This window comes from Lysinibacillus sp. FSL K6-3209, assembly GCF_037976175.1.
GTDB classification, from domain to species: domain Bacteria; phylum Bacillota; class Bacilli; order Bacillales_A; family Planococcaceae; genus Lysinibacillus; species Lysinibacillus sphaericus_D.
On record NZ_CP150264.1, the window covers coordinates 2,105,841 to 2,118,523 of the forward strand.

General features: G+C 34.7%; 15 protein-coding genes. 12 read left to right on the forward strand and 3 right to left on the reverse strand.

Annotated features, from left to right (window positions below):
- Window positions 1-181 precede the first annotated feature (181 nt).
- From MHH88_RS10100 to MHH88_RS10130, 7 genes are all read left to right on the forward strand, one after another.
- Entirely contained in the window at window positions 182-793 is a 612-nt protein-coding gene (locus tag MHH88_RS10100; RefSeq protein ID WP_339262781.1) for a hypothetical protein, read from the forward strand.
- 4 nt (window positions 794-797) lie between these two features.
- Window positions 798-1,070, forward strand: coding sequence for a hypothetical protein (locus MHH88_RS10105; RefSeq protein WP_339262783.1), 273 nt, complete (start codon window positions 798-800; stop codon window positions 1,068-1,070).
- Between the two features lie 12 nt (window positions 1,071-1,082).
- Window positions 1,083-1,265, forward strand: coding sequence for a hypothetical protein (locus MHH88_RS10110; RefSeq protein WP_339262784.1), 183 nt, complete (start codon window positions 1,083-1,085; stop codon window positions 1,263-1,265).
- A gap of 82 nt (window positions 1,266-1,347) precedes the next feature.
- Window positions 1,348-2,235, forward strand: coding sequence for a hypothetical protein (locus tag MHH88_RS10115; protein ID WP_339262786.1), 888 nt, complete (start codon window positions 1,348-1,350; stop codon window positions 2,233-2,235).
- Window positions 2,236-2,447: 212 nt separating this feature from the next.
- A complete protein-coding gene (locus MHH88_RS10120) occupies window positions 2,448-2,840 on the forward strand; it encodes a hypothetical protein (protein WP_339262788.1) in 393 nt (130 codons plus the stop codon).
- Window positions 2,841-2,858: 18 nt separating this feature from the next.
- Complete coding sequence (locus MHH88_RS10125; RefSeq protein ID WP_339262789.1) at window positions 2,859-3,125, forward strand: holin; 267 nt, start codon at window positions 2,859-2,861, stop codon at window positions 3,123-3,125.
- Entirely contained in the window at window positions 3,125-3,808 is a 684-nt protein-coding gene (locus tag MHH88_RS10130; RefSeq protein ID WP_339262791.1) for an N-acetylmuramoyl-L-alanine amidase family protein, read from the forward strand. Before MHH88_RS10125 ends, MHH88_RS10130 begins: the two co-directional genes overlap by 1 nt.
- Window positions 3,809-3,862: 54 nt before the next feature.
- Here MHH88_RS10130 and MHH88_RS10135 read toward each other — a convergent pair whose 3' ends face one another.
- Window positions 3,863-4,810: a bacteriophage abortive infection AbiH family protein gene (locus MHH88_RS10135; protein ID WP_339262793.1), complete on the reverse strand. Its 948-nt coding sequence runs from the start codon at window positions 4,808-4,810 to the stop codon at window positions 3,863-3,865.
- Between the two features lie 469 nt (window positions 4,811-5,279).
- Between MHH88_RS10135 and MHH88_RS10140 the strand changes: the two genes are divergently transcribed.
- From MHH88_RS10140 to MHH88_RS10150, 3 genes are all read left to right on the forward strand, one after another.
- Window positions 5,280-6,263, forward strand: a complete 984-nt coding sequence (locus MHH88_RS10140; protein WP_339262794.1) for a hypothetical protein — start codon at window positions 5,280-5,282, stop codon at window positions 6,261-6,263.
- A gap of 472 nt (window positions 6,264-6,735) precedes the next feature.
- Window positions 6,736-7,161: a thioesterase family protein gene (locus MHH88_RS10145; RefSeq protein WP_069512709.1), complete on the forward strand. Its 426-nt coding sequence runs from the start codon at window positions 6,736-6,738 to the stop codon at window positions 7,159-7,161.
- 183 nt (window positions 7,162-7,344) lie between these two features.
- On the forward strand, window positions 7,345-7,812 hold the full coding sequence (locus tag MHH88_RS10150; protein WP_339262795.1) for a GNAT family protein: 468 nt from the start codon (window positions 7,345-7,347) through the stop codon (window positions 7,810-7,812).
- 85 nt (window positions 7,813-7,897) lie between these two features.
- On the opposite strand, the gene MHH88_RS10155 is transcribed toward MHH88_RS10150, so the two are convergent.
- Both MHH88_RS10155 and MHH88_RS10160 read right to left on the reverse strand, forming a co-directional pair.
- Complete coding sequence (locus MHH88_RS10155) at window positions 7,898-9,514, reverse strand: hypothetical protein (protein WP_339262796.1); 1,617 nt, start codon at window positions 9,512-9,514, stop codon at window positions 7,898-7,900.
- A 2-nt stretch (window positions 9,515-9,516) separates the two neighbouring features.
- Window positions 9,517-10,299, reverse strand: a complete 783-nt coding sequence (locus tag MHH88_RS10160; RefSeq protein WP_103976672.1) for an ABC transporter ATP-binding protein — start codon at window positions 10,297-10,299, stop codon at window positions 9,517-9,519.
- A 209-nt stretch (window positions 10,300-10,508) separates the two neighbouring features.
- On the opposite strand from MHH88_RS10160, the gene MHH88_RS10165 reads away from it, so the two are divergent.
- The gene (locus tag MHH88_RS10165) at window positions 10,509-11,225 is read left to right on the forward strand and encodes a nucleotidyltransferase domain-containing protein (RefSeq protein WP_339262797.1); all 717 of its coding nucleotides are present in this window, start codon (window positions 10,509-10,511) and stop codon (window positions 11,223-11,225) included.
- 125 nt (window positions 11,226-11,350) lie between these two features.
- Window positions 11,351-12,670, forward strand: a complete 1,320-nt coding sequence (locus tag MHH88_RS10170) for an SPFH domain-containing protein (protein WP_339262798.1) — start codon at window positions 11,351-11,353, stop codon at window positions 12,668-12,670.
- Window positions 12,671-12,683: the final 13 nt, after the last annotated feature.

Consider the following 12,683-nt stretch of genomic DNA (forward strand, 5'->3'; position numbering starts at 1 on the left):
GTTGCTTATACAGCACACACTATTTTCGGTGAGTTAACACTTAAGAAAAACTGATGGCCGAACCATTTAATTTAGGATACGACCTTTGAAGAACTGATGGCTCGAAAACTGACAGGCATCGATGACTCTCTTGATAAGCGTGAAGTCACGTCTTTAGTATATAACGCAACCGCAGCTAATAGTGCTGAAACCGTTCAAATGCTATAAAACTTACACTTCGAATGGAACTTTTATAGTACCTGCAGGCGTTACCGAGGTTTATATTACTGGCGGTGGTGCTGGTGGTGGTTCAGCAGACTCACAAGTAATGAGTGTGGGCAGTTCAGGAACGCCAACTTCTTTCGGAAATCTTCTGACGCTATCTGGTGGTGGCGGTGGCTCAACAATTTTAGGGGCTGCAAACAGTGCTGGAGGTATGCCAGGCGGTAATGGTGGACAGGCTGGCACTTGCTCACTTTCAGCGTCAGGTTTTAGGTTAGGTAATGGAGGAAAAAGCGGGCCTTATTTCGGAGGTATTGTACAGAACATACCTAGTAACTATGTATCGGTAGCAATTATGAAAAGTAGAGATGGTGGTTATTGTTCTGGGGGGGCAGGTTCAAACTATACATCAGCTGAGGTCGGGTCAGCAGCAGGTGGTGGTGATTTTGTTTATAATTATCCGATTACAGTTACGCCACTAAGTACCATAGTAGTTACTATTGGTATAGGAGGACTTGGTGGTAATAATCAAAGCCATGGTAGGGTCGGTAATGGTGGCAATGGGATATTAACAGTTAAATGGTGGGAGTGATTAGATGAAATTCGCGCAAATTTTATACGATAGGGCACATTGGATTTTTGAAGCAGACGAAAAACCGGAGTTTGCACCTAATATTATTTTAGTCGATATTACAGGACATAACGATATTCAAGAAGGTTGGGACTACAATAATGAAACGGGTGAGTTTACGGCTCCTGTCATTCCAGAGCCAACACCAATCGAACCTCAACCAACATTAGAAGAAATGCAGGCTCAAACATTATTAAACACTGAAGTATTGATTGCAATGAAAAATATCGAAGTATAAGGAGGAATAGGGATGAATATTGTTTATCGTGCTGCAGAGTTGTTAATCACTAGCGCGGGATGTAACTACAAAGTAATGGCAACAAATCTAAGTTTACTTATGTTAAATAATCAAGTTAGCCAAGAAGAGTATTCGAAGTTATGTGCATTAATGAACGAACAGCAAAATAAAGTATCGGATGGAACGCAAGCATAGGCTTAGCGTTATTTTTATTGTCTAAATTAGAAGGAAATACTTTCCTTTTGTCGAATTGATGTAGATGAAGGGTGGAGAATGTATGATTGACTTTCAACAAATGTTAAATAAAGATACTGATTCAAAAAGGAGGGAACTATGGAGTGCCCACAGAGAAGCTGTGAAAGATCTCTTTGATAAAATTATACAAAATAAAGATGTGACAGATAGAGTAGGAATCCTAGGAGCTGGAAATTGTGACGATTTAGACTTAGAATATCTAGCATCAAAATGTAAGGAGTTAGTTTTGTTTGATATAGATTATCAAAGCATGCAAATAGCAGTGGAAAAATTAGATGTGAGTACAAGAAGCAAAATTAAATTAGTAGAAGTTGATATAACAAATTTAAATTCAATGGACTTTTATAATAAGTTCGAAAAAATCGTATCTGAAAATCAAAGTCCTAAAAAAGTTATAAAGTTTTTAGTAAATGCAGCTAATGAGTTAAAAGCAAATAATCTTATAATGGAGAATTATAAAGAATCATTTAATATTGTTGCTTGTTCCGCAATCTATTCTCAATTATTTTATAATTGGGCAATAGTCAAGTTAAAAGAATTAGGTAGCTATTCGAAATCTGATTTTATGAAAATATTAGAGAATGGCTTAGTTTATTTGAGAAACAAAACAGTTAGTGTTTGTAATGATGAACTTTATAAAATCGCAAATATTAATGCGGGAATAATTTGTTGGGCGGATTTGTTTGAAATAGAACAATCTGATTATGGTGTAATTGAAATTAACAACGTAAATTCTATTAGACCTCTACTCGATAGAAAAGGGTTACAAGCATCCCTAAAAGGCATTCAAGGAATAAACTCTAAAATGGAAGAACATATAGTGATGAGGGATTGGGTTTGGCATTTTAGCAGCAATAAGAATTATTATTGTCGAGGTTTGGTTGGAAGATGGAAAGTATTAAGTGATTAACAAAAGAATTATTATTTGTTATAAAATTAGCACCTTTAATTAAGGGTGCTTTTATATTCCTTTAATCAAAAATATATTAGATTTTATGCCTTCCACAGATAATTGTGGAGGGCTTTTTTATGCGCTATGAGAGCAACCGGGATAACGGTACACTGTACTGAATCTGGTTGCTTTTCATAGCTTTTTAAATTGAATAGGGCAAAGGATTGGTGATGTTATTGGAACACATACCAACTGTAGAGCACCGCCTCACGGACCATGAAAAGCGTTTGCAATTTTTAGAAAAAGAAAACATTAAGAAAAGTGAGCAGCTCGAAAATATTGAACAAAGCTTCATGAAGTTAGAAAATACAATTCTTAGAGAAAATCAAGAATCGCGTAATCTTTTCAAGGAACTGACAGACCGACAGTGGACATTGATAGAATGGCGAGAAAAGGCAGATAAAGCAAAGGAAATCCGTGAGTATGAATTAAACGCATCTGAAAGAAAAGATGCCATTGAGTTTAAGAAACAAAAATTTAATGCAGCCATTGAGCTATTTATTAAATTACTAACGGCAGGTGGACTTATCTACTTGCTAATCGAATCATTACTTAAAAATTAAATTTTGGAGGGATTTTATATGGATTTAACAAATATTTTTCTGATTGCAATGGTGATGGTAGCCATCGTTTTAGCAGTATCAGAGGTGCTGAAAAACACATTTAAAATTAATACACAATACATGCCAATCACATCGGTAGTGATTGGTATTTTTATTGGCTTAATTTGTTGGCCGTTATCAGAGTATCCAGTATATATGATGTTGATGGCTGGATTTATTGCAGGGCTTACAGCTTCTGGTACGTTTGATTTATTAAAGGCAGCTAAAAAAGAAGGTGAGCAATAATGGCTTACACATTCAAACAAAACCTATTGCCTGCTAGTAAGTATCCTATAAAAGCGCCTTATTCTATGACACCACAGTATATTACAGTACACAATACCGCAAATGATGCTTCAGCAGGTAATGAAATTAAATACATGATTACCAACAACAATCAGGTATCCTATCATGTTGCTATTGATGATAAACAAGTGATTCAAGCCATTCCATTTAACCGTAACGCTTGGCATTGTGGGGATGGACAGGGCAACGGTAATCGTAAATCAATTGGTATTGAAATTTGTTATAGCAAAAGTGGTGGTGCCCGTTATGCTGCCGCAGAAGAAAACGCTGTACAGTATATAGCGAAATTACTTAAAGAGTATGGTTGGGGCATTGATCGGGTTAAAAAACACCAAGATTGGAACGGAAAATACTGTCCGCATCGGATACTAAGCGAAAGTCGCTGGAATAGCTTCTTGAAACGAATTGAAGAAGCAATGAAGCCTAAAAATACAAATCAACAAAAGGATGAACCAACAGTGCCAAACACACTAACATCAACAGCTAAAGAGGATTTAAAAGGATTATTAAAAGCGACTTATCAAAAAGGAATCTTGAAGGTGGACCATAGCGAAAGAGTTGGTTCAATGACTGATGGTGAAGCTTTAGGATTGTTAATTTCAGTGGTTAAACGAACTTTATAATAATTAAAACCGTGCTATCGGTTATATGTGATAGCACGATTTTTTTACTTAATTTTAAATAATCAACGAGTCCTTTATGCTATATACATCAAAATTACCTTCAAAACCGCATTGTTTAATAATACTTAAGAAATTATCCCTAATTGTCTCATTATCATAATCATCATTTAAATACCAAGTGACATTAGTGGTATTTTGCTTACTACAAATTTCTTTTATATATGGTAAATCTACATTAGAAAATGAAAAACCGTGGGAGTAAATCTTATCAATGTCAGAAACGCCTTCAAAAAATTCTTTTGATTGGGTGATTATTTTGTCAGTATCTTTTCTTAATTGAGTATGTATTGCCATTAACTCATATTCTGAACCTATATATCTATATCCCTCATCTTCATCAAGTGTTTCCCCATGACCAATAATTATGTCTGAATGTTGTACACCATGAATATGAAAAGGATCGTCAATATTGTATAAGTATTCTAATACTGTTGTATAATTAAAGGTTAAGAATATACTATTACCTTCATTAAATAATTTTTCAAATGCAGGTATAGAACAACTATTATTAATGTCAATAGTATTAACCCAATCAGAAAACAAATTTTTTATATTTAATATAACTTTACGAAAATTACTTGATATATCCTCATGTCTATATGCCATTCTAAATAATTCTTTATCATCATCTTCATCGAATAATAAAGATAAATCATCAAAATATTTATTAAAATCAAGTTTTCCTAAGCTATTTTCAATATTACGCCAATCGTTCCCTTCGCCTTCCGTCATGCTGATTACATCCATTATAAAAGCTACCACTTCATCTTTATCGAAAACTTCTTCGCCATCAGGCATAATAGTACTTTCAATATTGAAAGATGGGTTGATTTTTAAAGCTTTAGGATAATTGGTTTTTAGATATTTATGGAAATCTTTATATTTAGTAGGCAGTTCATGTGCTAAATCAAAACCGTTTCCAAGAATAAATAGACTCTTCAACTCTTCACCCCATAATTCTTATCAAGAATAACAAACCTTATTGTCATTATAGTGTGCAAGTTTAATTAAATACAAATTAAAAAATTTCATGATAAATGAAAAGACGTAACTAAATCATAAAGATTGTTGGTGATTCATTTCAAGCTTACTGTTTTATACAATGAGCAAAGCGTACATTCATGTTTGATATATTAGTTATTAGATATAGCTATAAATAGTAAAATTCTTAAGAGGGGTGCTAATAATTGGGTGCTTTTTAATTTGAAAATAAATAAATAAATAAATACCAATAATGGAAAGTTTTTTTATTCATTGTATAATTGAATATGAATATACAAGATCATTCGAGTATCACAGTACTCAGTGGTCATGTCCAAGTAACTATATTTGAGAAAGAAATTTCGACTAGTTAATCCTTCTACATTAAATAGTATGTTGATAAACTAGTTTTAATTGGGGGAGAAAGACAATGGTTGCGTTTGAAAAAGTTTGGTCACCAACTATAAAAAATGATATTTCAGCATTAAAGGCTTGGAATCACTGGGATAAAGGCATTAATCCACAGTTGCAAGATTCCGAGAAGTTTCGGTGTTCTGAAAATTGTGATTTTAAAATTATTGCAGCAAATGTATTTACCAAGTTGAAAGATCAAAAAGTTAGTCCTTATTTTAAGTCGGCAAATAAGGATCAACAGCATGATCCTAACTGTGATCGCATAGTTGGACAAATCGCAAAAAGACAATATGATAATGGAGAAACCAGTTCAACGTATGGACGTAAACAAAATACGGTCAAACTTGGTTTTGATTTAACCACAGGATTACAACCAACTCAAATTTCAGTTAACTCAATACCAACTTTACCAGAACCATTAGTACTGAAAAATCGCAAATCTAACAGCAATGGTAACACTGCTGCTAAACCAAATTACAATCGTCCTGCACAAATTAAATCTATCGAAAGGTTGGTTAGTTATTTTCAAGATTGGAGAGCTGGTGATAAATCATTGAAATTAATTGATAAAAACAACAATCGAATTTCATTCGACGATGTATTTATTGATTTAGGGGATAATAAAGAATTAAGTGTTAATCAATCTCTTATTTATTTTGGTAATGCTTACGTAAAACGTTTTAAAGCAAATATGGACATCTTTTATTTGTCTTTTACAGGAGAACATAAATTAACTTCAGGATTGTCTAGCAAAATATCAATTGGGATTAATACTAAAAATGTGTCAAATAGATTTAAGAAAATGCTTAACAATAAGGCTGACATTTTTGAATCAAATAATTCAAATCCTGAGGCATATTTTGAAGCATTTGTTTACGGAAAACTTAGTGAATCGGAAGAAAAGACTGCCAAAGTAACAGGTGAAAAGTTTAAAACGATTCAATTGAGTCTAGAAAATTCAAAACAAAATAATCTACAATGGAATTTTGTCATTTATTAAAACTTCAATATAGCCTAAATATTCCAACAAGTGTTCATGTTGTTGAATGAACAGGTCAGCTTTAATACCAACGATGAACACGACCTTGTACTATGAGAACACGCAGAGCAGATTAACCCATCAAATAACAAACCACGCAATTTTAGCAAGTATGTGAAAAAGTTAATCGAAGAGGCTATGAGCAGTTTTATATAAATAAGAAGTCACTCATTTGAAAAAATGAGTGACTTTTATTATTGCACCTGCTCGTTGCGTGTATTTTAACTTTTATAAATAATGGTACCCCAGAAAGTACCCCAATTAAAAGAGTATATATGTGTTTATATGTGTTAAAGTATTCATTCATAAAAATTTATTTTTGAATTCAATATAAAAATTTTATAACCTTCATTTTTAACATATCGAAATCTCCAAAGCCTAAACGCCGCCAAATCAGCATTTTTACGCTATAATGTAGGACGAGGTGAAGAAAATGTTTGTGAGTGAAAAACAGATTGAGATTCGATATGCGGAGACAGACCAGATGGGCGTTGTCTACCATGCCAACTACATCATTTGGATGGAGATTGGACGTACGCAGTTAGTGAGCGATGCGGGATTTGAGTACGCTGCATTAGAGAAGGAAGGGTATGTATCGCCAGTAATGGATTTATCTATTTCCTATAAGGCTGCTATGCACTATGGACAGGTGGCAACAGTGCGTACTTGGGTAGAGAAACACGATCGTCTACGCACAACATATGGTTATGAAATTTTACATGAAGATGGCACGATTGCTGCAATAGCACAGTCCGTACATATTCTAGCGCATAAAGAAACATTACGACCTGTTTCTTTAAGTAAAATTGACCCTGCTTGGGATGCTAAATATAAAGAAATTGCAGTTGCAACAAAATAATATCAACAGCTTGATGTCTACGTTAAATGAATTGAAGTAAGCCAAAGGCAGGACCAGAATAATAACTGGTGCTGTCTTTTTTCTTTTAATCATATTAAATCCATCAAGTTTTTTTATCTTGCATAATATTTGTCATATTGTTATGATTAGAACAAGTGTTCTATACGAGGGGTGGGGGAAATTATGCAACTATACATATACGATAATCGCTTTAAAGCTTTAATTGACCAGTATCAATTAACAGCTGAACAACTTGAATATACAGGAACACCGCAAGAGGGTATTGCGCTTGCTAAAGAGGATGTCAATCGACATGCCATTTTAGCAATTGAGGATGGAGTGCTTGTAGTATTCTTTGTGTTACATCGAAAAGAAGGTGTAAAGCCATATTGTGAAAATGATCATGCTATTTTATTAAGAGCTTTTTCTACAGATTATCGACATCAAGGGAAGGGCTATGCAAAAAAAGCTTTAATGTTATTACCTGACTTTGTCAAACAGCATTACTGTGACGTCAATGAAATTGTATTGGCTGTTAATGTAAGGAATGAGGCGGCACAGAGACTATATAAGAAATGCGGTTATACCGATAAAGGTGTGAGAGTGATGGGAATAAAAGGGGAATTAATCGTTATGAGCTACGATTTGTAAAAAGAATTGCAAAAAATCCACTGAGCCATTATAAGCAAAGTGGATTTTTACTAGCTATATAAGCAATGCCTATTTCGTTGAAGTATTACTTAGCTCGTTTAAACAAGTATTTCCAAGAAAAGAAATTGACAATGACAAGTACAATGAAATAAATAAAAATACCATAAGAACCGCTTGTTGTCAGTAGATAGTGTAGAAATGCAAGTATACCTAATGGAATAAATAATATTAAGGACTTCCAACTCTGTCCATCACCGATTTCATCGAAGGGCTTTGCGAAAGGAATTTTGCTTTCAAAGCCGATGTAGCAAATGATTGTGTACAAACAGCTTGCTACTAAAACAATCAATAAATCTGGAATGATTCTTGGGCCATAAATAAAGCAAAATACGATGCTTAGCACAATATACAGCGGAATATATAGCTTTATTAAAAAGGCTTTTAAACTACCCTTTTGTAAGTCTGTATAGTCCTTAATCGGAAAGACTTTGTAGATCCAAGCGGCTTTATATTTTGCGGAATGACCTAACATCATCACAGCAGATGGAATAATCAGCATACTAAAATAAATATTTAAATAGCTTACACTAGTCGAGTAGTCAACATTATCTGACCGCATCATATTAAACATAAAAATAAATGGTATCACGAAAGAAAAGCCTAACGATGGATACACTTTTAATTTAAAATCCCGTTCTTGTTTCATCATAAGAGAGGCAAAACGGTAAAATGCCCTTTCCTCACTTGTTCGGCATATAAAAGATAAGAAATAATCTTTTAAACGACTTCTCTTTTCCTTCTTTGACTTACTCGTGCTTAATAACTTTTGTAAATTGCGCTCAAAGGTTGGAATTAACTTTATATAGAGCCCTATTGAAATAAGTGGTATAAAGACGGAGAAGATAGTGCCTACTAACGTGAAGTAAGAGTTATTACCATTTAAGATAAGCTCATAAGGAGCGGCAAACCACATCGGAATGATGAAAATACTCCACCATGTGAATTTTACGACCATTTCAAGGTTAACAAACTCAAAGGATCGAATGAGCACTTGATAACCAATCATCAGCACTAAGGATAAACCAATTTGCACATAATTAATAATGTCCTTTAGCTTTTCTCCATCAAAAAATCTTAAAATCACAATATACAAAATGGTTGTAAGCACGACAATGAAAATATTGATAAAGGTAAGTGCGAATACGGTTAATAGAAAGAATACTATTCCTTGTGTAAACAAGCTAACTAAAAGGGGAATCGCGGTTAAGGCAATTGTTAAATAAGTTAAATAAATAAAGATATGCAATACTTTAGCGGCATTTATCGTTTTAGCATTTATCGGCTTTGTTGCCAAGATGCTTCTGTCACGGACATCAAGTAGTACAGAAGAAAAATCGGAAATCAAAGTAGTCATCACGATAAAGATAACTATGCCGTATGCAATGCTCATTTGAAAATGATAGTTATCACCAAACCCCATAAAAGGAATGAGTATAAGACCATAAAGGGCGTAAATCCATAAAGATTTGAAGTAGCTATTCTTCTGATCTTTTTTATTTTGGTTAAAGATGGTTGGTACTTTTCGTTCATCCATCGTTAGTTTAATATGGAGGATTTGTCTCATAATCGAATAATCAATGCCCATTTTCCGAAAAATAAATTGCACTTTATCAAGTAGTTGCAGGACTTTGAAATCTTTCATTACTACACCTCCTGGACAACCGCTACGAATTGTTCACCAATTTCTTTATGATTATGAAAACCTGTTAGTTGGTTGAAAATCCCCTCTAACGTTCCTGCCGTATTAGCGGCTTGTAGTTGAGCAAATGTTCCATCAGCAGCAATTTTTCCATCATTCAGTAATATAATACGACTGCTGATTTTTTCGACCACATCCATGATATGGGAGGAATAAAATATCGTTTTCCCTTGGGCTGCTAATTGCGTTAAAATCTCTTTGAAAATCATAACACTATTCGCATCCAAGCCGTTAATAGGTTCATCCAAGAACAGTAAATCTGGATTATGTATAAGGCTAGCGATAATTAATAGCTTTTGCCTCATGCCTTTTGAATAAGAAGATATTCTTGCATGATATGCTTCTCCAACACCGAACAATTCCATTAATGATTTAGATTTGGAAGTCGCTACATCTAAATGCAATCCGTAAAGCTGGCCGATGAAAGTCAAATACTCATAGCCAGTTAAATTATCATAAACATCGGCTATTTCAGGCACATAGCCAATTCTCCGTTTATAATCAATGCTATTTTGTTTAATATCCTCCCCAAATAGCTTAATTTCACCACCATATTCGCCTTCAATCCCTAATATAATTTTGACAGTTGTACTTTTACCAGCGCCATTCGGACCGATGTAGCCAATAATTTCGCCTCTTGACACATGTAAGTCAATTCCTTTTAAAATTTCTTTGCTGCCATAGCTCTTCGTTAAGTTCATAATCGTTAAAATCTCTTGTTGGTCCATGTTATAGCTCCTTTCTGTTTAGAAAATTAACCATACAACGGTATTAGCACCATTTTTCATAGTGCTATATATATTATACATGATTTTATCAATTTGTTATTAATTACAAATTCCTTTGTAAAAATTTGATTCGCTTTAATAGGAGATTTTCTGCAAGTGTAGAAAGTATATTCTAAATAATTCAGTAATTTTCAGGAAGAGGTGGCAATTTGGATTATTTAAAAAGGGATCACGCAGTCGAAGCAGCACTTCAGTTTATTACAAAACATTTCCCTCATTGCGATGGGGCATTATTGGCTGGAAGTGTCATTCGAGGAGAGGCGACAGAGACCTCGGATTTAGATATTGTCGTTTTTGATAAAAATCAAAAGACAGCCTATCGAGAGTCCATTATTGCCTTTGGTTGGGCTATAGAAGTATTTGTCCATAATTTGACTTCTTATAAACAATATTTTGCCGAAGACTGTAAACGAGCGAGGCCTTCCATGCCAAGAATGGTATCTGAAGGAATTGTGTTAAAAGATAGGGATATAATTGACACCATTAAAGAAGAGGCTAAGCAACTTTTAGACAAAGGACCAGAAGTATGGACAGAACAAACAATCAAAATAAAACAATACTTTATTTCGGATGCATTAGATGATTTTATTGGTTGTTCAAATAGAGCTGAAGAACTATTTATAGTGAATACCATTGCCGAATTAGCAAGTGAATTTGTGTTAAGAACAAACCGAAAATGGATTGGTCACTCGAAATGGGTCGTCCGTTCTTTAAGACAATATGATGAAGCGTTCACACATCAATTTATAAACGCATTTGATATATTTTATAAAACAGGCGATAAAGAACACATTGTAAAATTAGTACATAATATCCTTGCGCCATATGGTGGAAAATTATTTGACGGTTTTTCAGTAGGGAAGTAATAAGCATCCTAATGCCCAAGTAAAAATTTTGAAACAAATTGTCCTTTCTTGCGTAGTACAATAGGAAGGGCAATATTTTTAATGATAAAATAACATTAAGTATTTATTTAAAGGTGGGAAATAGAATGGGTTTATTAAAAGCAGGTATTGGGGCATTAGCAGGTGTATTAGAAGATCAATGGCGTGAGTATTTCTACTGTGAGTCCTTATCAGCAGATGTCCTTGTTGCTAAAGGTATTAAACGTACTTCGAAACGTGGCTCAAATAAAGGAAACGACAATCTGATTAGTAATGGTTCAATCATTGCCATTAATGAAGGGCAGTGTATGATGATTGTCGAGCAAGGCAAGGTAGTGGAGTTTTCTTCCGAATCTGGTGAATATGTTTATGACACATCTACAGAACCATCTATTATGTATGGGGATGATCTGTCAGCAAACATTACGGAAACGTTTAAGCTAATTGGAAAGCGCTTCACATTTGGTGGAGAGCCTGCTAAAGATCAACGTGTGTATTATTTTAATAAAAAAGAAATCGTTGGCAATAAGTACGGAACACCTGCCCCAATTCCTTTCCGTGTCATTGACCGTAATATTGGCTTAGATATTGATATTACCATTCGTTGTCATGGTGAATATTCTTATAAAATAGTAGACCCATTATTATTTTATACAAATGTCTGTGGAAATGTAGAGCGTGAGTATACACGTGATGCTATTGATAGTCAATTGAAAACAGAGCTAATGACGGCATTACAACCAGCATTTGCTCAAATTTCGGCAAGTGGCGTGCGCTATAGTGAAATACCTGCGCATACAGTGGCGCTAGCAGATGCTCTTAACAAAGTGTTATCAGAAAAATGGTTGGCAACACGTGGTTTGGCAGTTGTATCATTCGGAATTAGTTCATTAAAAGCATCTGAAGAAGATGAAGCGATGATAAAACAATTACAGCGCAATGCAGTGATGCGTGACCCAGGGATGGCAGCTGCGCATTTAACTGGGGCACAAGCAGAGGCGATGATTGCAGCTGCGCACAATGAAGGCGGTGCAATGGCTGGATTCATGGGGATGAATATGGCAACACAAGCGGGTGGCGTCAATGCAAGCCAACTCTTCCAAATGAGCGAGCAAAATAAACAGATGCAAGCAAAGACGCCACAACAATCGAGCCCATCCAATACTTGGACATGTTCATGTGGACAAGAGAATACGGGTAAATTTTGCTCAAACTGTGGTGCAGCAAAGCCAGTAGAAGAGGGCTGGACATGTTCATGTGGCACAATCAATAAAGGTAAATTCTGTAGTGAATGTGGGGCGAAAAAACCGTCTGGTGCATTGCAATATGCTTGTGATAAATGCGGTTGGCAGCCAGAAACCCCTGCAAACCCTCCGAAATTTTGCCCTGAGTGCGGCGATGTTTTCGATGACAATGATCTAAAATAAGGAGATGACTGGT

Coding starts and splice junctions, on each gene's coding strand:
- MHH88_RS10105 (WP_339262783.1), top strand. CDS start 798: ATGAAATTCGCGCAAATTTTATACGATAGGGCACATTGGATTTTTGAA.
- MHH88_RS10110 (WP_339262784.1), top strand. CDS start 1,083: ATGAATATTGTTTATCGTGCTGCAGAGTTGTTAATCACTAGCGCGGGA.
- MHH88_RS10115 (WP_339262786.1), top strand. CDS start 1,348: ATGATTGACTTTCAACAAATGTTAAATAAAGATACTGATTCAAAAAGG.
- MHH88_RS10120 (WP_339262788.1), top strand. CDS start 2,448: ATGTTATTGGAACACATACCAACTGTAGAGCACCGCCTCACGGACCAT.
- MHH88_RS10125 (WP_339262789.1), top strand. CDS start 2,859: ATGGATTTAACAAATATTTTTCTGATTGCAATGGTGATGGTAGCCATC.
- MHH88_RS10130 (WP_339262791.1), top strand. CDS start 3,125: ATGGCTTACACATTCAAACAAAACCTATTGCCTGCTAGTAAGTATCCT.
- MHH88_RS10140 (WP_339262794.1), top strand. CDS start 5,280: ATGGTTGCGTTTGAAAAAGTTTGGTCACCAACTATAAAAAATGATATT.
- MHH88_RS10145 (WP_069512709.1), top strand. CDS start 6,736: ATGTTTGTGAGTGAAAAACAGATTGAGATTCGATATGCGGAGACAGAC.
- MHH88_RS10150 (WP_339262795.1), top strand. CDS start 7,345: ATGCAACTATACATATACGATAATCGCTTTAAAGCTTTAATTGACCAG.
- MHH88_RS10155 (WP_339262796.1), bottom strand. CDS start 9,514: ATGAAAGATTTCAAAGTCCTGCAACTACTTGATAAAGTGCAATTTATT.
- MHH88_RS10160 (WP_103976672.1), bottom strand. CDS start 10,299: ATGGACCAACAAGAGATTTTAACGATTATGAACTTAACGAAGAGCTAT.
- MHH88_RS10170 (WP_339262798.1), top strand. CDS start 11,351: ATGGGTTTATTAAAAGCAGGTATTGGGGCATTAGCAGGTGTATTAGAA.